21 protein-coding genes are annotated in these 21,922 nt (G+C 38.7%); 17 read left to right on the plus strand and 4 right to left on the minus strand.

The window, feature by feature from the left end:
- Positions 1–5 precede the first annotated feature (5 nt).
- The gene (locus tag Q0376_RS08795) at positions 6–1,550 is read right to left on the minus strand and encodes an S-layer homology domain-containing protein (protein ID WP_298706621.1); all 1,545 of its coding nucleotides are present in this window, start codon (positions 1,548–1,550) and stop codon (positions 6–8) included.
- Between the two features lie 543 nt (positions 1,551–2,093).
- Between Q0376_RS08795 and Q0376_RS08800 the strand changes: the two genes are divergently transcribed.
- The 4 genes from Q0376_RS08800 (at position 2,094) to Q0376_RS08815 (ending at position 6,676) form a co-directional block, all read left to right on the plus strand.
- On the plus strand, positions 2,094–2,831 hold the full coding sequence (locus Q0376_RS08800) for a (Fe-S)-binding protein (RefSeq protein ID WP_298706623.1): 738 nt from the start codon (positions 2,094–2,096) through the stop codon (positions 2,829–2,831).
- A gap of 19 nt (positions 2,832–2,850) precedes the next feature.
- A complete protein-coding gene (locus Q0376_RS08805; protein WP_298706625.1) occupies positions 2,851–4,290 on the plus strand; it encodes a LutB/LldF family L-lactate oxidation iron-sulfur protein in 1,440 nt (479 codons plus the stop codon).
- A 14-nt stretch (positions 4,291–4,304) separates the two neighbouring features.
- On the plus strand, positions 4,305–5,015 hold the full coding sequence (locus tag Q0376_RS08810; protein ID WP_298706627.1) for a lactate utilization protein C: 711 nt from the start codon (positions 4,305–4,307) through the stop codon (positions 5,013–5,015).
- Between the two features lie 227 nt (positions 5,016–5,242).
- Positions 5,243–6,676: a cation:dicarboxylate symporter family transporter gene (locus tag Q0376_RS08815; protein ID WP_298706629.1), complete on the plus strand. Its 1,434-nt coding sequence runs from the start codon at positions 5,243–5,245 to the stop codon at positions 6,674–6,676.
- A gap of 183 nt (positions 6,677–6,859) precedes the next feature.
- On the opposite strand, the gene Q0376_RS08820 is transcribed toward Q0376_RS08815, so the two are convergent.
- A complete protein-coding gene (locus Q0376_RS08820; RefSeq protein ID WP_298706631.1) occupies positions 6,860–7,729 on the minus strand; it encodes an arginase family protein in 870 nt (289 codons plus the stop codon).
- Between the two features lie 139 nt (positions 7,730–7,868).
- Between Q0376_RS08820 and Q0376_RS08825 the strand changes: the two genes are divergently transcribed.
- The gene (locus Q0376_RS08825; RefSeq protein ID WP_298706634.1) at positions 7,869–8,603 is read left to right on the plus strand and encodes a Crp/Fnr family transcriptional regulator; all 735 of its coding nucleotides are present in this window, start codon (positions 7,869–7,871) and stop codon (positions 8,601–8,603) included.
- A gap of 377 nt (positions 8,604–8,980) precedes the next feature.
- Here the strand turns inward: Q0376_RS08825 and Q0376_RS08830 are convergent, their stop codons facing one another.
- Both Q0376_RS08830 and Q0376_RS08835 read right to left on the minus strand, forming a co-directional pair.
- Positions 8,981–9,754 (minus strand): ABC transporter permease, encoded by a 774-nt coding sequence (locus tag Q0376_RS08830; protein ID WP_298706637.1) that lies wholly within the window; start codon positions 9,752–9,754, stop codon positions 8,981–8,983.
- A gap of 12 nt (positions 9,755–9,766) precedes the next feature.
- Complete coding sequence (locus Q0376_RS08835; protein ID WP_298706639.1) at positions 9,767–10,513, minus strand: ABC transporter ATP-binding protein; 747 nt, start codon at positions 10,511–10,513, stop codon at positions 9,767–9,769.
- Positions 10,514–10,986: 473 nt separating this feature from the next.
- Here Q0376_RS08835 and Q0376_RS08840 point away from each other — a divergent pair, with 473 nt between their 5' ends.
- The 12 genes from Q0376_RS08840 (at position 10,987) to Q0376_RS08890 (ending at position 21,566) form a co-directional block, all read left to right on the plus strand.
- Positions 10,987–11,802, plus strand: a complete 816-nt coding sequence (locus tag Q0376_RS08840; protein WP_298706642.1) for a nitroreductase family protein — start codon at positions 10,987–10,989, stop codon at positions 11,800–11,802.
- A gap of 1 nt (position 11,803) precedes the next feature.
- The gene (gene ilvA, locus Q0376_RS08845) at positions 11,804–13,024 is read left to right on the plus strand and encodes a threonine ammonia-lyase (RefSeq protein WP_298706643.1); all 1,221 of its coding nucleotides are present in this window, start codon (positions 11,804–11,806) and stop codon (positions 13,022–13,024) included.
- A 301-nt stretch (positions 13,025–13,325) separates the two neighbouring features.
- Complete coding sequence (locus Q0376_RS09335) at positions 13,326–13,634, plus strand: hypothetical protein (protein ID WP_363303086.1); 309 nt, start codon at positions 13,326–13,328, stop codon at positions 13,632–13,634.
- Complete coding sequence (locus Q0376_RS08850; protein ID WP_363303090.1) at positions 13,585–14,742, plus strand: amino acid permease; 1,158 nt, start codon at positions 13,585–13,587, stop codon at positions 14,740–14,742. Before Q0376_RS09335 ends, Q0376_RS08850 begins: the two co-directional genes overlap by 50 nt.
- Before the next feature lie 92 nt (positions 14,743–14,834).
- Positions 14,835–15,653 carry a MetQ/NlpA family ABC transporter substrate-binding protein gene (locus Q0376_RS08855; protein ID WP_298706645.1) on the plus strand — a complete coding sequence of 273 codons (819 nt, stop codon included), beginning with the start codon at positions 14,835–14,837 and terminating at the stop codon, positions 15,651–15,653.
- 383 nt (positions 15,654–16,036) lie between these two features.
- Entirely contained in the window at positions 16,037–16,987 is a 951-nt protein-coding gene (locus Q0376_RS08860) for a cation diffusion facilitator family transporter (protein ID WP_298706661.1), read from the plus strand.
- A gap of 48 nt (positions 16,988–17,035) precedes the next feature.
- Positions 17,036–17,605 carry a TIGR01440 family protein gene (locus Q0376_RS08865; RefSeq protein ID WP_298706647.1) on the plus strand — a complete coding sequence of 190 codons (570 nt, stop codon included), beginning with the start codon at positions 17,036–17,038 and terminating at the stop codon, positions 17,603–17,605.
- 15 nt (positions 17,606–17,620) lie between these two features.
- Positions 17,621–18,076: a DUF3290 family protein gene (locus Q0376_RS08870; RefSeq protein ID WP_298706650.1), complete on the plus strand. Its 456-nt coding sequence runs from the start codon at positions 17,621–17,623 to the stop codon at positions 18,074–18,076.
- Between the two features lie 6 nt (positions 18,077–18,082).
- The gene (locus Q0376_RS08875) at positions 18,083–18,721 is read left to right on the plus strand and encodes a DUF421 domain-containing protein (protein WP_298706652.1); all 639 of its coding nucleotides are present in this window, start codon (positions 18,083–18,085) and stop codon (positions 18,719–18,721) included.
- 45 nt (positions 18,722–18,766) lie between these two features.
- The gene (locus tag Q0376_RS08880; RefSeq protein WP_298706655.1) at positions 18,767–19,033 is read left to right on the plus strand and encodes a hypothetical protein; all 267 of its coding nucleotides are present in this window, start codon (positions 18,767–18,769) and stop codon (positions 19,031–19,033) included.
- A gap of 112 nt (positions 19,034–19,145) precedes the next feature.
- A complete protein-coding gene (locus Q0376_RS08885; protein WP_298706657.1) occupies positions 19,146–19,901 on the plus strand; it encodes an exodeoxyribonuclease III in 756 nt (251 codons plus the stop codon).
- A gap of 408 nt (positions 19,902–20,309) precedes the next feature.
- Positions 20,310–21,566 (plus strand): Glu/Leu/Phe/Val dehydrogenase, encoded by a 1,257-nt coding sequence (locus Q0376_RS08890; RefSeq protein WP_298706659.1) that lies wholly within the window; start codon positions 20,310–20,312, stop codon positions 21,564–21,566.
- The last annotated feature ends 356 nt before the right edge of the window (positions 21,567–21,922 follow it).

A 21,922-nucleotide genomic window follows, 5' to 3' on the forward strand; every position in this document is an offset into this window, starting at 1 on the left:
CCTTATTAGCTTTCTAATACAAAGACATGTACTTTGTTGCCAAAGGCATTTTTTAAAGAATCACTCATGTATTCAAAGCTTTTGTTAACTGTAACAATCAATTGATTATGTGTTACCGATGGATAGGCACTTAAAACCTGGCCTGCTGGTTGTTTTTGTGCATAATATTTGCGGAAATTAGCTTCGATACGATCGTACTCAGCTTGGCTATATTGAGTAGATTCTAACACAACTGATTGAGCTAATGTTTTGCCTGTAGTTTTGTCAACAGATTTATCATCGGCCAATTTGCTTTCTATTGTTTCTAGATCATCAGCATCTTTTAAAGCCACATGAAGTTGATTATCTTGCCAGTACATAACACCATAGTTTTGGAAATTAGCCGGAGTTTTGTAAAGGCTGTTTAATTTTTTGAACATGCGATTTTCTAGAGACACTTTAGCGGCATCTACCTTTTGGCTAGCACCTTTAGTTTGGTTAGCAGTGTCTCTTTCTTTAGTGTTTTCTGAAACAGCGACAGCTTGGTCCTGATTTGTTTTGCTAGTAGTTGTTGTGCTATCTGTGGCAGCTTGTTTTTCAGCTGTCTTTTTATCTTCAACTGTAGATTCTTTATCTTCAGATTTAGTTGTTTTATCCTTTGTTGTTACGGTTGTAACCGCTTCTTCAGGAGTGGCTACTTTGACTGCTGGTGCAGCTTCATTGTGTTTAATGCGGTAGAGCATGGTAACCGCTTCCGCACGAGTAATGAATTCAGTCGGTCTAAACTCAACTGTTTCACCAGATGAAATGAAGCCTTTGTGAGCTAAGAATCCAATGGATTCTTGGTATTCACTGCTAATATCAGCGGCATCAGCAAAGTGTTGGCCTGCTTCTAATTCCTTAGCTTGCTCTTTTTCACTTTTGTCTTTTTTATCTACAACGCCAGTAGCGACTTCCTCTAAATCGCGTTTGTATTGCGCGTAGGTAGCAGCTGTTTGAGCAAATTCTTGGCGAGTGATTTTATTTTCAGAAGCAAATGGGTGAAGTAATGTTTCACCAGTTACAGCTTCAGGCTCTTTTACTTTAGTAGTTTTCTTTTTATTTGCTTTGTATTTATTGGCTACTGTGTTTGCAATATCTTCTTTAGTTGCTTCGATTAATTTGTTGTACAAGGCTTTAGCATCTTCTACAGAAAGATCCGCATTAGGTTTGAAGTCGCCTTGGCCATTGCCAGATAAAATACCTGATTTTACAAAATCATTAATATATGGTTTAGCCCAATGATCTTTTACATCGTCAAAGGTAATTGCTTTTTCAGCCTCCACAGCGGCTTTGGCATCAGCAATACTTTGGGCATTGCGTGCTTTAGCAATTTGAGCTGCTTCTTGATCAGCCATGGTTGGTGTTTTAGTAATAACTTGACGGGACCCATCAGTATTGACTAATGAGCTCACCGCGCTTACATTCTGTGCTACGGCGTCCGTAGTGTCAGCGGCGGCGTGATTTACATAAAGTGAAGTTGTAAACAGTGTAGCTCCTAAAATAGCTAAACGTAGTGAACGTGATGACATACAATCTCCTTTCGTGCTATATGATGTAGCACATTTCATGGAAAATTAATAATTATGCGATATAAATAAACTCCTATTTCTTTCAACTATGATAAAATCATATAAGTCATTAATTTTTTGTAAATTATTTAGAAATAGGTCACTTGGCAGATAGTTTTATTGTAAAAACTATCCTATTTTAACTAGTTTGATTATATCATGAAGTGAACTCACTTAAAAGACGAAGATAAGGGACAAAGGGCAATTTTTAAGGGCTTTTCTATTATATGTATAGTAAATATCTATTAAGAAAGTATGATAATAATTATCGCTTTTACTTATATTAATGACAGTCATTACTTTTTTGCATATGATGTAACCTGATTGCCAATATCGCAATTCTTTGGACAATATTTTTTATATTCTATATAATATTAGTAGTGATTTCCGTGCAAATTTGAAAAAATATGTCTATGGATCGAAGGAATCGATTTATAATAGATTTTGCGCAAGTGTGGATAATCAACCGTTGTAAGTACGTAGAAAAGATGAGGATGTGAGGAAATGAAAATTCATTTATTTTCACAATGTTTGATTGACATGTTTTATCCCCATGTGGGAATGGCCGGCGTACAAGTATTGGAACGCTTGGGCTGTGACATAACGGTGCCTAAGAAGCAAGTATGCTGTGGGCAGATGTTCATGAACTCTGGCTATGATCAATCAGCAAAAGCAGCGATGAAAAATACTATTGAAGTATTTGAAGATGCTGATTACATTGTAAGTTTATCTGGCTCCTGCGCGTTTGCGATTCGCGAAGAGTATACCCATGTATTAAAAGATGAACCAGAATGGCTCGATCGGGCCGCTAAATTGAGTGAAAAAATCTATGAATTCACTGAATTTATCGTAGATGTATTGGGTGTTACTGATGTAGGTGCTGTATTTAATGATAAAGTAACATATCATAAATCTTGCCACGTAACACGTTTGATGGGTGTTAAAGAGCAACCTATGAAATTGTTAGAAAACATTAAAGGCTTAGAATATTTACCAATGCACCGTGCTGAACGTTGCTGTGGTTTTGGTGGTACATTTACCGTAAAAGAGCCTGAAATCTCCGCAGTTATGACCCGCGAAAAAGCAATGACTATTTATGAATCTGGCGCTAATATTGTGGCAGGTAGTGACCAAGCTTGCTTGATGAATATTGAAGGTATGCTTGATCGTCTATATAAAGATGGCGAAATCGATCGTCACATTCGCGTAATGCACATTGCTGAATTGTTGAATTGTCGCTAGTCGTTAGGAGGAACTAAAAATGGCTATTTTATATGATCAACGCCCGTTTAAAGAACGCGTTAAGGATGTTCTTGCCAATGACTTTAAGGTAAAGGCCATTCAAAAAGCGCAGGATGTATTCTATGAAAAGCGTAAAACTCTTGTAGACCAAGTACCAGAATGGGAAGAGTTCCGCAATGAAGCCGCAGATCTTCGCGATCATGTGCTTAGCAATTTAGATTACTATTTGAACCAATTTGCTGAAAATGCGACTAAAGCTGGTGCTATTGTGCATTTTGCAAAAGACGCTGAAGAAGCAAATGGTTATGTAATGGATGTAGTACGTGAAAAGAACGCTAAGATGGTCGTAAAAGGTAAGACCATGGTGTCTGAAGAAATCAGCCTCAACGAATACTTGATGGATGCAGGTGTAGAAGTTAATGAAACTGACCTTGCTGAATTTATCCTTCAAACAGCTGATTGGAACCCACCATCTCATATCGTAGTACCAGCACTTCATTTCTCTCGTGACCGCATTCGCGATACATTCCATGAAAAATTAGGCTATGAAGGCACAGAAGATCCTGAAGAAATGACTCGTTTCGTACGTAAGCGTATTCGTGATCGCTTCCTTCGCGCTGATATTGGTTTCACTGGCTGTAACTTCGCCGTTGCTGAAACTGGTTCCATTACTATCGTATCCAATGAAGGTAATGGCCGTATGAGTAGTTCTATGCCTAAGACAATGATTTGTTTAATGGGTATGGAACGCTTAGTACCTGATTTTGCAGGTCTTGACGTTATGATGGAAATGTTGATTCGCTCCTCTGTAGGTGCTAAGATTTCCAACTACTTCTCCGTCATTACAGGTCCAGCAAAACCTGGTGAAGCTGACGGTCCAGAAGAACTTCACATTATTATTATCGACAATGGTCGCTCCAATATTCTAGGTGGCGAATTTAACTCTATGCTTCGTTGTATCCGCTGCGGTGCATGTATGAATATTTGTCCTGTATATCGTCATATTACAGGTCATGCGTATGGCTCTATTTATCCAGGTCCAATGGGTGCCGTATTGACTCCATTGCTCGTGGGTTATGAAAAAGCCGGTGATTTACCATATGCATCCACACTTTGCGGTGAATGTTGGGAACATTGTCCAGTTAAAATTCCACTCCATGAATTACTTCGTAAGCATCGCGTAAATATTGCTGATAAAGCTAATTTACGTCCTGCTGCTGAAAAAGCAATTTTCAATACGGTGGCTACTGTATTCAGTAACTCTTTCTTATTCGACTATGGTACTAAGCTTGGTGCTATTGGTATGAAATTGATGAGTAAAAATGGTCAAATGGCTGATTGGACTAAACTACTTCCAGTTGTTGGTGGTTGGGTAAAAGCCAAAGACATGAATACATTGAAACTTAAAAAGTTCCGTGATGTATATGCTGAATATGAAGCTAGTAAAAAGCGTAAGTAAGGAGAGACATAACAATGGATGAAGCAAAACGTAAAGCATTTTTTAGCCGTATTTCTCATGCGTTAGGTCGTAAAGAGATTCCTTCTTATGTAGTACCTTTTCCTTATGAACAAGGTCCTCAAGCAGATATGTACTCTGAACTTTCGCATGAACAAGTAGTTGATATGTTTAAAGCCGAATGTGAAAAAGTTGGGACTAAATACATTACTACTGACAAAGCACATGTGGTAGAAACATTATTAAATGAAATTAAAGAACGTGGGGGCGGTAAAGTTATTTACCCTTCCTCTCAAGTAGCTGAAGATTATAAATTGGAAGAAGCCTTTAGCAAAGTAGACCCTAGTGAAGCTACCTTCTTTAAATGGGTTGGTGCTAATGGTCGTGAAGCAAATATTAATGAAGCTAAAGTCGCTGAAATTGGTATTACATTCCCAATCGCCGGCATTGCTGAAACAGCTACAGTAATCCAGCCAAGTAATGAAGAAAGTGGTCGTTCCATTGGTTTATTACCACTTTGTCATATTGCAGTTATCAATACGAACACAATTATGCCTCGTATGACGCAAACAATGGCTAAATTAACTGAAGTATATAAGGAAAACCCAACAGGGTTCCCTTCCAATGTAGTTCATATCTCCGGCCCATCCAATACAGCCGATATTGAACTTGTACGCGTAGTTGGTGTACATGGTCCGATTAATGTAACCTTTATTTTAGTAGACTAATATATTTTGATTAGTTACTAATTTAATTGAATTAAATAAAATGAAAACTGTAGTCTTTAAGGTATTAGGGGCTACAGTTTTTTTATTAAAAATTTTGTTATCATAAATATGTATAGAGAGCTTTAGATATTTTTAATTCATTTTATACTAAATTAGTAGGAATTTAAATTAACTTGTGTTATAATAGTCCAGTCACATTCACAATAGAATAGTTAGGAGGAACGGAATTGGATATTCCATTTTTTCAACAGTTTTTGATGATTAGTAATGTAACATCAGTACTAATCATTGCAGTATTTGTAGCTTTATTAGGCTTCATGTACTATTTGCAACGTCAAAAGGTTGCCTTTGGTAATCTAGTAATCATTGGTACTATTCTTGGTGCCGTACTTGGTTTCTTTGTACAATTTATTGCAGGATTCCCAACAGATCCAACAAAAGTTGTGTTCATCAAAGAAAGTACAAAATGGTTCTCCCTTATCGGTGGTGGCTTTATTGACTTAATCTTGATGCTTGTAATTCCATTGGTGTTCATTTCCATTATTCATGTTATTTTAAACATGAATCGCAGTGCAGACCTTAAGAAATTAGTTACGTCTACAGCTGCTGTAGCACTTATTATGGTGGCTATCGCTGCGGTGGTAGGTCTTACATTAGGGACTGTGGCTCATTTAGGTGAAGGCATGTCCTTAAGTAGCGGTACGCCTGCTAAAATGAAAGATGTAACGCCTGTAGTGGATACAATCCGCGCATTAATTCCTAAGAATCCAGTAGCAGCTATGGCTAACACAAGTGTTATTGCAGTTGTTGTATTTGGTGTAATTATTGGCGGTATTGCTCGTTTGATTAAACAAACAGGTACTAGCAATCTTGAATTAGTTACAAAATTCTTTAACGAATTACATTTGATTAGTTCTTGGGTTGCTGATTTTGTAATTGGCCTTATGCCTTATGGCGTACTTGCTTTATTAGCTAGTACGATTGCTACTAAAGGGTTCCAAGCTATCGCTGATATGGGTCTCTTTGTAGTACTTATTTATGTAGGCGTAGTGATTATGCTTATTGTACAAGCCGTATTACTCATGATTTTCGGTGTAAATCCAATTATGTATTTCCGTAAAGCGAGAGCGCCATTGTTCTTAGCCTTTACATCTCGCTCCAGTATGGGTGTATTGCCACTTACTGTTGATACTTTAACAAAACGTTTGGGTGTTAATGCAGCGACTGCTAATACAGTAGGTAGCTTTGGTACTACAGCTGGCATGCAGGGTTGTGCTGGTATTTTCCCAGCTTTATGTATCGTTTACATCGCTCGTGTTGCTGGTGTAGAGCTTGATTTAACTATGTATATTATGAGCGTAATCGTAATTGCTCTTGGCTCTTTAGGTATTGCGGGTATTCCTGGTACCGCTACTATGGCTGCTTCTGTATCCTTATCTGGTACAGGCCTTGGCGCGTTCTATGGTATGATTTCCCCAGTACTTGCTATCGACCCAATTATTGATATGGGCCGTACTATGCTTAATGTAAGTGGTTCTATGACAAATGCTATTGTTGTAGATAAGCTTATGGGCACTTTTGATAAAGAGGCCTTCAATGACGAAACAACTATAGATCGTCCAGTAAGCAATAAACAAGAACCTGTTCATGGTGAAGCATAATACAGCGTTACGACAGAACAAAATAGTAGAAGCATAATAAAATAAGCCCCTATTAGATTCGTGTTGCATGGATTTAATAGGGGCTTTTGCTATCTACAATATAGAGATAGATTCTAACATATAGATAGAAATAATTAGCTTATTTGCATTTATATGGCAAGCTAACTTGAATCTATACAGTTTTTATTTAAAAATGGATAATGAGCCTAATTGTTCTCTTAAGTTAATAATATCCCAAGGCAAGTATTCAGCGATGGAAAGGCCTACTAAGTCAGCTTCTTGATTAGCTGCCTGTAGTAAGTTTACTACTTGAGCCAGTTTCATTTCTCCTACCGCATACTCTACCGGCCCTTGGTGTGGTTTGTTGCAGAGAAGACTACTAAAGTCTATTGGAGATAAGACATCGAGGTCTAGGTGGACCATGAATTGCTTAATTTTATGTTCTTTTAGCCAGTTGGTGATGGCCGTACTTGTATGAATATCTTGTGGGGTTAAATAGGTGAGATTATGCTCATGAATAAACTTTTTTTCGTACGCAGATAGGCCGCTTTCTACTAGGCCTACATAAAGAATTTGGGATGGGGTAAAACGATGTGTAACGGTTTTAGCAAAGTCTGGGGCGCCATAACCTAACAGATTACCGAGCACCATAGCATGTTCGTGATCGAATTCGTTAGGTGTCATAATATCAGGATGTGCATCGAGCCAAAGTATGGCTGTATCTTGTGGATAGCGGCCATGAAGATAATCGAAGGGGACTTGTGAAATGGAGCAATCGCCGCCTAGGGTAATAATTTTATCAGGCTGTTTCACGTCTAATATCGACTGTGCAGCCATTTGTTGTTTTAATAATACATTCTTACCATATATGGACTTGTCGTTTTGCATGTCATGGTTAGCATTTGTCTCAGCTTCTGCCAATACGGGCACAGTTACCTTTTCCGTAGTAGGTGAGATAGGTAAAAGCGCAGAGAGTACTTGGGCACCTATTTGGTAGTGTGGATTCGCGCCGCCTTGCCATTGAGGATATAGTAGTTGTAATGTGTTGTTCATAAGAAAGCCTCCTTTGTATGCTATAATCGTAGTGAAATATATGAATTGAATTTGTACAATACTAGTAACATCGTATTTGAATATATAGTAGCAGGATTGTGGTTATCCTCTAGGGTATCGTTGTATAGGGAGTAGGCGCATGTTAATACCAAGATATTTATTTGTGGAAGATTTTGCTGTATGGAAAGATTTTTTTCAAAACCAAAATCCTCGGGTTCAACATATTAAGCCTGGGCAGTTTATATGGTCTCCTGACGAGACATTTCATTATGTAAATTTTCTTGAATCTGGCTTGGCACGGACGTATTTAGTGCATGAGTCAGGGCGAAGAAAAATTTTGTCATATCATGGACACAATACGATTTTCCCTGTTTTTCATGAACTGGATTTTAAAATTGAGAAATCTTTAGTTACAGAAGCTTTTACACCTATGACAATTTGGCAGTTTACGCGCAGTGATTTTAAAAAGATATTAGAAGCTCATCCTGAAATCAATCATGCTTTGCTGTCTTGGTATGCTCGTTATGTAAATTTACTTATATACGAAACGGCGCACCAAGAATATAATTCGGGCTTTGTAAAATTGTGTAATATACTTTGGCTTATGCATAAAGAGCAGGAATATACTAAGGGACAAATGTATACGTATAATCCGTGCTCTGAGTATGTTGATTCGGTAGATGCATTTGACAATAAAATTGTTTTAACCCAAGAGGAATTAGCTGAAATCCTAGGCATGAGCCGTGTAAATTTAACTCGACACATTGGTCGATTAAGAACAGAAGGTATCATTGATACAGCACGTAAAACAATTACCATCTTAGACCGTCATAAACTGCTTCAGTACTGTTCTGGGGAAACGCGAGATGAATAAAAACTTCTATTAACACAATAGAACACATGAATTGATGAGCTATTTAATATAAGTTAACTAATATAAGCTACCTAAGACGAGCTATTTATATTATATATAAAATAGGATTAAATAATCTGCTACAAATGATACAAAAACGAAGCTTTCTCATGAATATGTTTTTTCCTTCCCCCTTAACCCATACATTAGCCGATGATAAGATACATAAGTGATTGTAAAATCAAAGCTAAGGGCTAGGAAGATAAACTATCTACTGCAAGCTGAGGTAAAATAAAACCACCTATCTATAAAGAGCGAATTTCTGCAAAGCAGACTGAGCTCTAGTAGATAGGTGGTTTTAGTTACTATCCTTACATCTTTTCATAGCAAACGGCTAGTTATGGATTAATTTGTTTTCGTTTATTATAAAGGGTTCGACTTCCAAAGTAGAGAAGTCCAAAGGATGCCAAGCACACGCAGCTGCAATTGGCAATCATAATGGTGCTTTGATAGAGAACGGCTTCATTAGGGAGGGCGCCGGCTAAGATTTGTCCTGTCATCATGCCTGGAAGTGCTGTAATGCCCATGCCCACCATGGAGTTCATAGTTGGTAGGAATGCAGTTTCTAAGGATTGATTAATAAAAGGATGGAGAATTTTCTGTGGGTGAGCGCCAATATTTAACAAGACTTCAATTTGATGGCGATTGCTGTCCAAGGCTTCTTTAAATGATTTTAAGGCTAGCGTTGCCCCATTCATAGTAGCACTTACTAACATGCCAGTAATAGGGATTACGTATTGGGGGACTAATGCATCTTTTCGAATCACTGCTAGTAGCATAAAGGCACTAATTAAGGTACAAGTTAAAAATACGGCGATGCCAACAATCCATTGAAAACGACGATTTAGCCAGGGACTTTTATTTAATGTACGATAAATAGCGAAACCAATCATTAGGGTTAGATATACTAATGTAAAGATAGGCGAGGGCGATTGGAAAATATAGAGTAATACATAGCCCGCAATAATGAGCTGTACACTCATTTGAATGGAACCAAAGATTAAATATTTCGTTTGATTGACGCCACAGTATTTAAATACAGCGCCTACAATGAGTAAGAGTACATAGGTGGAGAAGAAGCCAGTTAGCTCCATGGAAATAGATTCAGTCATGACTAGGCCTCCTTATTTAGAATGATGGTTAGTAGGTCGATTAGTTGCTGCAGTACTTGGGAGATTAGTAGCTGGATTGGTGTCCAAGTCTACAATTGCCGTATCTTTTGTAATAGGGCGAGCATTTTCCTTAGTACCGGGAGGTGCCTGTAAGGTAATCGTATGATCGCTAAATACAGGATACAAGCTTTCGTCATGGGAAATGACAAGAGATGTTTTATTATAGCGTTTCATATAATTTCTAAGATTCGTGAAAAAAGCTACGGCAGTTTTGGCATCCAAGGCAGAACTTGGTTCATCCCATAAATAGATACTTGCATCAAAGGATAGCATAATGGCATTGAAAACGCGCTGCCGCTCGCCACCGGATAAATAGGTGATTTCTTTTTCTACTTCAAATGGCGCAATCGCTAGAGCCAAATAGAAATCCATTACATTTTTGTCAGGCACAGGAATGCCGCGGTAGGTATAAAATGTTTCAAAATTATCTTTAATCGTTCCATTAAAAAGGAAGGCTTGTTGGCTAACTTGCAAAATTTGATGCCGCAGTTTCAAAGGATTTATATTAAAAATAGATTCGCCACGAAATTTAATATCTCCGCTGGAGGGGCTAAGTGTATTGTTTAAGAGGTGAAATAGAGTTGTTTTGCCACAGCCACTAGGACCTTGCACAAAGGTTATAGAGCCCTCGGGGACTGTTATAGGAGGATATGTAATTTTGTTTTGAAATGAAAGATTAGAAACAGTCAAGATATCCATATAAGACCTCCTGAGAAAAATACGATGTATTACAGTCATGATGTATTTCACTTTATTATAGACAATGACATATTTTAGTTTATCACAGACTATGGCGTATTTTAGTTTATCACAGACAATGACGTATTTCAGTTTATCACAGACTATGGCGTATTTCAGTTAAAATGATAACGTGAAATAAAGTCCCTGTCCATAGTATATTCTTGGACATTAGGGGGATTTTGTATAGTTGGTATTGGTACTAATGAATTGTCTTTTAAATTATGTTAAACTAAAGGGTAAAAATTAATGGTCTAAGGAAAAAAGTTAATTTTTATATAAGCTAAATTGTAGTAACATAAAGCCTACTAGATTATACATTAGGATTTTATTGAGCCTAGCCCAAAGAGCCCCTAATGAAGCTTGTAATGAATATACAAAATCAAAAAATTAGCGTATAATCAGTAGCGAACTATTTATTGGGAGGTTGTAAGATGAACTTTTCAGTGCGTACAGAAGTCTGTGTACGATGTAATATGTGTGTGGCGGAGTGCCCAACAGGCTTATTAGTGATGACCCCAGAAGGTCCTGAAGCAGGCCGTGGTAGCTGTATTAAATGTGGTCATTGCGTAGCCATTTGTCCAACTGAAGCCATTGACTATGATGTAACACCAAGAGCTTCGCAAACTGCAGTAGGTGATTATAAAGTTTTAACACCAGAAGCAGCGGAGCAATTTATGCGGTATCGTCGGTCGATTCGAATTTTTAAAGACAAACAAGTGCCTAAAGAAGATATTATGCGCCTATTAAATGTAGCGCGTATGGCACCAACTGGATCGAATCGTCAAGGAGTGTCTTATCGTGTAATTCAAGATAAAGAAACCTTGGTGGCCATTAGTCAGGCCGTTATGGAATGGATGCATAAGATGGGCAAAGTCAATGGACGGATGCGTCTTTATGCACGTAATGCAGACCGCTATAATGAAACAGGTCGCGATTTTATTTTGCACAAAGCACCTACTTTAGTACTAGCTTTGAGCAAGGCGACTGACACTGAAAGTGGTCATGATAATGGACATTTTGCTTTAACCTATGCAGAGTTATTTGCTCCTACTTTAGGACTAGGAACCTGCTGGTCTGGGTTCGTTGAATTCTGTGCAGAAGCAGGATATGAGCCTTTACTTGAAACATTACAACTTCCAGACGGATACAAAGTCGCAGGCGCGATTATGGTGGGGTATCCGCAGTATAAATATCGTTATATGCCAGAGAGAGAGCCTTTAGAAGTCTTTTTTGATCAGGAGGTTTAAAATGGCACAAGCTATGGTTACATTGGACATGATTGAAGCAGCGAAGGAACGATTAAAAGGGGTAGCGCAACGAACCGCGATTATGCAGTCTACATCGATTAGTCAACGCTGTGGTTGTGAAGTGTATTTGAAAATGGAAAATTTTCAACGCACTGGCTCGTTTAAATTGCGAGGTGCTTATAATAAGGTGGCATCGCTTACTGATGAGGAACGAGCTCTTGGCATTGTAGCGTCTTCGGCGGGAAATCATGCACAAGGCGTGGCGTTAGCGGCGAAGGAATATGGCTGCAAAGCGACTATATGTATGCCGTCCAATGCACCATTGTCAAAAGTAGAAGCAACCTTAAGTTATGGTGCTGATGTAGTATTAGCTGGCGATTTTTATGCAGATGCCTATGAAGAGGCCTGCCGTTTACAAAGGGAAAAAGGGTATACCTTCTGTCATCCTTTTGATGATCCAGTGGTCATTGCTGGACAGGGGACGATTGGCCTTGAAATTTTAGATGAAGTGCCTGATGCGGATGTCATCATTGTACCTGTAGGTGGGGGCGGTTTAATTGCTGGTGTTGCAGCCGCAGCAAAAGCAATTCGTCCATCCATTCGCATTATTGGGGTGCAAACTGCCAATATGCCATCTATGCAAGCTTCTATGGCAGAAGGTCATTTAGTGACTGTACCCGCCAATAAGAGCTTGGCTGATGGGATTGCCGTAGGAACACCAGGAACGCTAACTTTTAATTTAGTACAAGAATATGTAGATGAAGTGGTGACGGTTACAGAATCTGAAATTGCGGAATCTATATTATTTTTACTAGAACGCGTGAAGACTGCTGTGGAAGGGGCTGGCGCTTGTCCAGTGGCGGCCATGATTAATGATAAGATTGCTGGTTTAGCCGGTAAAAAAGTGGTAGCCTTAGTGAGCGGTGGTAATATTGATGTAAATATGATTGACCGGATTATCAATAATGGTCTTGTTCAATCATGGCGCCGTGTTTATATTGATGTAGTGGTACAGGATCGACCTCATGTTCTATCGCGGTTAACAGGATTGATTTCTGATACAAATGCTAATATTCTAAGTATATGGCATGACCGAAGCCAACGAGATATTGAAGTGGGCTATGTTCATGTGGCACTAGAAATTGAAACCATGGGCGAAAAACATGTGCAGAATTTGCAGCAAAAGCTCATCGATAATGGGTTCCCTGTAGTACTAAAATAGGACCTTTGGTATAGGCAATTTGATTTACTAATCTAATAGAAAATACTAGCTACCTACGAACTTGTTTCGTAGGTAGCTTAGATTTGTCATAAAATAAGAGAATCTAGGCAGCATTTGTTATGTTTCAATAATTTATTAAGCGTCAATACATAGGGCGGTACATGCAGAGTGTGCACCTTCAATAGATGAAGCATTTGGGATACATGCATTATTTGCATTATCTGTATTATATGTAGTATTTGTAGTAAAAAGTAGTAAAAAAGTAGTAAAAAAGTAGTAACAATTTTGAGGAGAAGTTTTTATGGAGTCAGAACAATTAGGACGTCATTTGAAGCCCCGTCATGTGGAGATGATTGCCCTAGGCGGGACTATTGGGGTTGGTTTATTTATGGGGTCAGCTAGTACGATTCAAACAGCGGGCCCTTCGGTGCTATTATGCTATGCCCTAACTGGGGTAGTAATGTTTATTATTATGCGTATTATGGGGGAAATGCTGTATTTAGAACCTAGGTTCTTTTACGGCGTATGGATACCGTTATATTTCTCCTTATATTGGCTTTATAACGGCATGGTGCTATTGGTTCATGTGGATTACCGTGGGCATGGCTGAGGTTACGGCGGTCGGCATTTACATGAGTTATTGGATTCCGGAACTACCTCATTGGATATCTGCCTTAGTAGGAATGGCCATTATTGTGGCAGCCAATTTAGCATCAGTTAAATATTATGGTGAATTTGAATTTTGGTTTGCCCTTATAAAGGTGTCCACCATTGTGTTTATGCTTGTGGTGGGGGCCGGACTGATTCTGTTTGGCTTTGGCAATGGCGGTGTGGCCATTGGCTTTTCTAATTTGTGGGCTCATGGGGGTTTTTTTCCTCATGGCATGAGTGGTATGTTGGCAGCGATGTGTGTGGTAGCGGCTGCCTTTCAAGGCGTAGAATTGGTAGGTATTACGGCGGGGGAAGCGCAAAATCCGCGGCACACGTTAGTCAAAGCAGTTAAGAGCATTGTATGGCGCATATTGATTTTCTATGTAGGGGCGATTTTTGTTATTCTCTGTATTTATCCGTGGAATGAGCTTAGCTTTGTAGGCAGTCCCTTTGTACAAACTTTTTCCCGCGTAGGCATTGCTAGTGCGGCAGGGTTAATTAATTTTGTAGTTCTAACAGCAGCATTATCAGGCTGTAATAGTGGTATTTATAGTTGTGGGCGCATGTTATATACTTTAGCTCAAAATGGGCAGGCCCCTAAAATGTTTGGCAAACTATCAAAATCAGGTGTACCGCGCAATGGCATTTATGTGTCCATGGCCAGCCTTGGTTTTGGGGTGCTGTTGAATTATTTGATGCCTCATTCGCAGTTATTTTTATATATTTATAGTGCCAGTGTGTTTCCAGCCATGGTATCTTGGTTTGTGTTAGCTGGTGCGCAAAGGAAATTTAGAGCGCGTTGGGGAAAAGAAATTATAGCAGCCCATCCGTTTAAATCGCCTTGGTACCCTTATTCTAATTATTTTTGCTTACTCTTTTTAGTCCTTGTTACCATTGGCATGTGGTGGAATGAAGAGACGCGCATGTCGCTCATCATTGGTTGGTCTTTTATTGCCATTCTTACAGTGGCATATTATGTAACGGGGATATATAAACGCCCGGTTGTTCATGAAGAGTATAGAGCAGACGAAAATGAGATGGGCAAAAACGGGCAAGCTACTTCTTAGGCGCCTCTTTTCTAAGATTCATTTATATGTTAGGATATACATAGTGGGTTTTGAGAGCCCCAGGGGGTTATTAAGAGAGAAGAGGTATGTATATGAAACTAAAACGATTAGTATTACCTTTGTTAGCAGCTGTATTAGCATTAGGAATTGCAGGCTGTGGGTCAAGCAATTCAGGCGGCACTACAGCGTCTAAGGAGATTAAGATTGGTGCTACTGCGGGACCACATGCAGAAGTGGTAGAGGCAGTGGCTAAGGAAGCGGCCAAAGAAGGTATTAATGTAAAAGTTGTGGAATTTTCCGACTATATTACACCAGATAAGGCCTTGGCAGATGGCGATTTAGATCTTAATAGCTATCAGCATAAGCCGTTTTTAGACAATTTTAACAAGCAAAATAATTCTAATTTAGTTCCTGTAGGAAAAACCATTCTAATGCGAATGGGACTTTATAGTAATTCCATTAAAGATGTTAAAGACATTCCTGATGGTGCAGTGGTAGCAGTTCCTAATGATCCAACTAATGGTGGCCGTGGCTTAGCTTTATTAGCTAAAGCTGGCTTGATTCAATTACGTGATGGCGTAGGCTATAAAGCAACGGTAAATGACGTAATTAGTAATCCAAAGAACTTAGTGATTAAGGAATTAGAAGCAGCTCAATTACCACGTAGTCTTGATGATGTTACATTGGCAGCGATTCCAATGAACTATGTAATGAGTGCAGGCCTTGATGTAACGAAGCAAGGTGTGTTCTTAGAGCCTAAAGATGAACCGCTTGCTGTCATGGTATTAGCAGCACGTGAGGCGGACAAAGATAATCCGACTTATAAGCGCGTAGCAGAGCTATTCCATTCAGAAGGGGTAAAGAAATTTATTGAAGATACCTATCATGGTACCATCGTACCAGCAGAGTAATATTGATTAAAGTTTTGCGGTGGTCTTTTGCCATCATGAGTTTGAAAACTTTGATTATCTACAATATACAAAAAGAGTAAAAGAGTAAAGGCATTCGTGTATGGGATGATATAAAGGGGCTATAAAGGGAATGAATTCATTTCCTGGAGGCCCCTTTTCTGTACTCTTTTATTCATATAAATATTTTTTATTAAGGGGTGTATCCATCAAAGTAGCAATTAACATGTAACTGTAGGGACGTGCTGATATTTTATAAGGAGGCGTGTTAATTCTTTGTATCGTAGTGCTGGAAATGCAATATTTATTGTGTAGGACAGTGAGAATTTATGTATAATAGTAATAAGGATAATTAATGTTAATTGTGAATTTAAATAGAAAGGAGCATTTTTGTGCTCAGTACAAAAGATGTGGAACAACGACTGCTTTGGCAATCTGCGTGGCTTATGTTTCTAGTCGCTGTCAGTGGGACGGTCATGGGGGTTGTTACCGGATCCTCAGCAGTATTGCTAGATGGTATCGTGTCCTTTATGGCCGTTATCATTAAAATTATGATGATTATGACATCCAAGCTTATTTTGAGGGAAACAAGCAAGCGATTTCAGTTTGGGTATTGGCAATTTGAGCCTCTTGTATTAATGGTGGAAGGCTTTTTCACCTTACTGTTTGTGTTATATGCGTTTATGACGGGGATTATTGATATTTTAGGACAGGGCCACTCCGTAGAATCCGGCCCTATTGTGGCATATGCGGCTTTTTTCACCATAGTTGACTCGTCCTATTATTTCTATGTGCGTCATATTAATAAGCGATTAAAATCGAATCTAGTAAAATTTGATAATATTAGTTGGTCCATTGATGCTGTGTTAGCTGCCGGGATTTTAATCAGTTTCTCCTTTGCGTGGGCATTGGAACAAACGGATTGGGCCGCCTATGCACGCTATGTGGATTCCTTAGTATTGATTGCTTTATCCGTGCAGATGATGCCAAGTGCTATTAAGATTTTAGTACCGGCCACTAAGCAGGTTCTTGGGGTGGCACCAACGGAGCTGCACGAGCGAATTCAGCGTATTATGGATGATTTTATGGCTCGTTATCGTTTTAAAGATTATGTAAGTAGTGTGCAGGTCTATGGGAACAGTAAATTCATTGAAATTGATATTTTATTGCCTAAGAATTATGAAGCACAGCGAGTAGAAGATATGGACAAAATCCGCAATGAAATAGATAATGAAATTGGTGGACGATCTGATGAAAAATGGCTTACCATTACATTTACTACTACTAAGCGGTGGATGGCAAAGGATTATTTATTAGATGATGAAGATGATGAATAAATCTATTCATATAAAGTAACTATTTTTATTCCTCGAGGAGGCCTTACTATGGCAAAAGAAGTTATTAGTCAAACAGAATTAAAAGAAGCGGTACATACAGCGGTATCTGAATTATTACAAGTAGCCCGCTTAGAAGCTGGTGATTTATTAGTTGTAGGATGTTCGACCAGCGAAATTAGAGGTTCTAAAATAGGCACTGATTCTGCCGAAGATATGGGCAAAACTATTGTGGCAGCGCTTCAGGAAGTTCTTGTGCCTGCGGGCATTAACTTGGGGGTACAATGTTGTGAACATTTAAACCGTGCTATTATTATTGAAAAGGCGGTAGCCAAAGCACATAATTGGCCTATTGGCAATGTAGTACCGCAACTTCATGCGGGTGGCGCTACGTCCATGGCGGCTTGGGCTACTTTCAAAGAACCTGTAGCAGTGGAACATGTAGAGGCCGAAGCGGGTCTTGATATTGGGGATACCTTTATTGGTATGCATTTGAAACCAGTAGTAGTACCTGTGCGCCTTAGCATTAAATCGATTGGGGAAGCACATTTAACAGCGGCGCGCATTCGCCCTAAGTATATTGGTGGTCCTCGTGCTGTATATGATGAAGCATTAATGTAGTTGGAGTGAAGTATTTTGGATTTTTACACATATGAGTATATTGTGCACCAAGGTCAGTTTAATGCAGTAGTACAATATGGTTTTTCATTTCTATTATTACTCGCCTTGTTAGGTGCTAGTGTTCAATTCCTTCGCCATAGATTAAATAGTAAGTACCGAGATTTGACAATTTTATTGACTTTGGTAATTCTATTTTTTCTCGGTTTGCGTTGGAATGAATATGACTCGTCCTTGCGAAATTCAGAAGGACTAACTCGCATGGCTTCCTTTCTTACGAGTGCGTCAGAACGCCTTGGTACGCCAAAGGAAGAATTGCGTGTCAACTCACTACAACTGAGCGATAATATTATTGTCAATGCTAATAATCGGTTTTATGAAGTGCGCTTTACTAAAAACTTTGAAGCTTATTCACTGTTACAGGTGCATATGGTGAATGACAAGATACGTGTCATTGATTTTTCAGAGGAGTAAGGCGAGATGATAATAACTGGTTATACTTTAATTATGATTAAACTTATCTTGGGCATTATATGCTTAGTCTTTCAAATCAATTTGATGGGGAAAGGCAATTTAGCGCCTAACTCAGCGGTTGACCAGGTACAAAACTATGTGCTAGGTGGTATTATCGGTGGCGTCATCTACACTGAGGCCATCGGTGTGTTACAATTTCTCTTAGTATTGATTGGCTGGACAATCGTTGTTATGGGGCTCCGCTTTTTGACTAACTACAGCCGTTTTGTTAAGAAACTAGTAGATGGTAATCCTGTGATCGTTGTAGATTATGGGGTGATTCAAGTGGAAGAGTGCATGAAACATGGCGTAAATGCTGGTGATTTGCATTTAAAATTGAGAGCTGCCGGCATAGCCCGTGTAGGGGAAGTGAAACGAGCTGTGCTTGAACAGAATGGTCAATTAACTGTGGTTAAATATGGGGAAGATACCGTTCATTATCCTTTAATTGCAGATGGCTTGGCCGATGAAAATGTTCTATCTTTAGTAGATAAAGATCGTGCTTGGTTAGAAGACAAGGTGGCAGCACAAGGGTATACTATTTCAGAAGTATACATGGCAGAACTTGTACATGGCGAATTGGCTATTACACCGTATGCCAAATAATAAACTATACATAGGCCTTAGGGCGATTTATGAGGAGGCGCATTCATGCAAGGGATTCAACGTGTTTTGACGATTATTGCCTTAGCGTACATCGTGTATCATATATATTCTCATGGTTTTACTACAGTGAATATTATTGCCGCTGTACTACTTGTGTTTGCAGGTATTATGGAGTTGACTAGAAAACAAAGACAGGCTAAACTTGATGCGTACATTAAGCGCAAAGAAGCTGAGTCGCTAGCTGAGGAAGCTGCTAAAGAGGCAAAGACCACTAGTGAAGTGGAGCCGGCAGGGCAGGAAAAAAATAAGTAATATATAGTGTGTGATTAGAGCTGTGCTATAGAACAGAAAAAATAGTAAGCATAATAATAAGAATAATAAGAATAGAAAGAATAGAAAGAATAGTAGTAATAAAGGAGTATGCATGAAATTAATATCTTGGAATGTAAATGGCCTTCGGGCGGCTGTAACAAAGGGCTTTATGGATAGCTTTGAAGCGCTTGATGCAGATATGTTCTGTTTGCAAGAAACGAAGCTTCAACCAGAGCAAATTCAATTGGAGTTACCAGGTTATGAACAATATTGGAATAGTGCTGTAAAAAAAGGCTATAGTGGGACTGCTATTTTTACGCGTGTAAAACCGCTTTCAGTGACTAATGGTATTGGCATTGAAGAGCATGATCAAGAGGGCCGTGTTATTACTGCTGAGTTTGAGAATTTCTACTTAGTTACTTGCTACACCCCTAATAGCCAACGTGAGTTAGCACGCCTTGCTTATCGCATGACTTGGGAAGATGCTTTTAGAGACTTTTTATTGGAATTAAATAAAAAGAAACCAGTTATCTTATGTGGTGATCTTAATGTAGCTCATGAAGAAATTGATTTGAAAAATCCAAAAACAAACCGAAAAAATGCAGGTTTTACTGATGAAGAACGAGCCAAAATGACTGAATTATTGGGAGCTGGGTTTACCGATACATTCCGTCACCTTTATCCTGATACGACTGATGCGTATAGCTGGTGGTCTTATATGGGTAAGGCTCGCGATAGAAACGTGGGATGGAGAATTGATTATTTTATTACGTCAAAATCCTTAGATGATCAAATTGTAGATGCTAAAATTCACCCACAAATTATGGGGAGCGACCATTGTCCAGTAGAGCTTGATATTAATTTATAATTGATGAGAAGGGCATGCCTTGAGGCATGCTCTTTTTTGTACCTTGCTGTAGTCTGTAGGTAGGCTGTGTGTAGAGTGTGCAGTGTGTGTAGTATGTGTGTAGTATTTAGCGGTGGCTTAGATTCTATAGATTGTGCAAAATGGAGGGGAAATGTCTATATGGAATAGTCATATAAAAAGAAAAATACTCTACTAAATTGATAATTATATAGAAGAGTTTGTTAACAATGGGCTTTTTTGAGTTTATGATTTTAAGTCATAGCATAAATCTTAAAAATAAAATAATGATAGGATTTGTAGGGTTCATGTGTTATAGTTGAATTAGAGATTAATAAAGTCTTTTATTTACTTCGCCTAAGAAGTAGGTGAAGTGGGTACTTTATATTTATTTATGTGAGGAGATAAAATATGGCAAAGTACAATCCTTATGAAAACATGCTTAATACGTTAGACGAAGCAGCTCAAAAATTAGGTCTTACTCGCAACGATTATGAAGTCATTCGTCATCCAGAACGTGAATTGACAGTAGCAATTCCTGTACATATGGATGATGGTCATGTGGAAGTATTTAGTGGTTATCGTACTCAACATAGTACAATTATGGGTGCTGCTAAAGGTGGTATCCGTTTCCATCCTGATGCTGATGAAAACGAAGTTCGTGCATTAGCCGCTTGGATGACAATTAAAAACTCCATCGCTCATTTACCATATGGTGGTGGTAAAGGCGGTATTAAAGTGGATCCTAAGAAATTAAGCAAACGTGAATTAGAACGCTTGACTCGTGGATTCGTTCGTAAAATTGCTCCAATTATTGGCGTAGACACAGACGTACCAGCTCCAGATGTTAATACAAATCCGCAAATTATGGCTTGGATTGTTGATGAATTCTCTACATTAAAAGGCGTATGGTCCCCAGGCGTTGTTACTGGCAAACCGTTAGAAGTTGGTGGCTCTCTTGGCCGTAATGAAGCAACGGGCCGTGGCTGTATGTTCACATTGAAGAGCTACTTAGAAAAGAAAGGCAAAAAAATGTCTGATGTTACAATTGCTGTTCAAGGCTTTGGTAACGTAGGTAGCGTAGGCGCTTTATTGATGCATCGTGAAGGGGCTAAAATTGTTGCTATTGGCGATATTCATGGCTCTATTTACAATGAAAAAGGCATTGATGTAGAAAGTGCTTACAAATACTCCAATGCACATGGTCGTTCCTTAGAAGGCTATGAAGAACCAGGTATGACTCGCATTGACAATAAAGATTTATTATTACTTGATGTAGATGTATTGTACTTAGCAGCATTAGAAAACCAAATTAATGGTTCTAATATGAAAGAAGTGCGCGCTAAAACTATCTTAGAAGGTGCTAATGGTCCTACAACTAATGAAGCAGACCTTTACTTCTTTGAAAAAGGCGTAGACATCGTACCAGACGTTTTAGCTAATGGCGGCGGTGTAGTTACTTCTTACTATGAATGGGTACAAAATAAAGAAGGCTTATACTGGTCTGAAGACGAAGTAAACGAACGCCTTGAAAAGAACATGAAAATGAGCTTTGAAGAAGTTTGGGCTATGCAACAAGAATACAAAGTATATCCTCGTTTAGCAGCTTACATGGTAGCATTAAAACGCCTAGTAGCAGCTAGCCAATTACGTGGTTTTAATGGCTAATACCTTTAAGAAACAAGATTTTTAATAAATCAGATTTAATAAATCAGATATGATGTAAACGCTAAGTATAACTGTCTAAGATTGGTGAGTTACACAGAACGTAAAAGAATCACTTTATAAGTAATAAAAGGGGAGAAGTATACTAAGCGCTAAAGCGGCTAGAGAAGTAATAACTAGCCGCTTTTCTTTGTCTAAAACGAGCCTTAGCGTTAGGTTACATATGAAAATATATAAAATTTTACAAATTTGTGAAAAAAGTACTTGCATTAGTTCTTGATTTAGTATAAAATATCTCTTGTACCATTCCTCGATAGCTCAGTCGGTAGAGCAATCGGCTGTTAACCGATCGGTCGTAG

Source organism: uncultured Veillonella sp. (genome assembly GCF_937981445.1).
Taxonomy (GTDB): Bacteria; Bacillota; Negativicutes; order Veillonellales; family Veillonellaceae; genus Veillonella_A.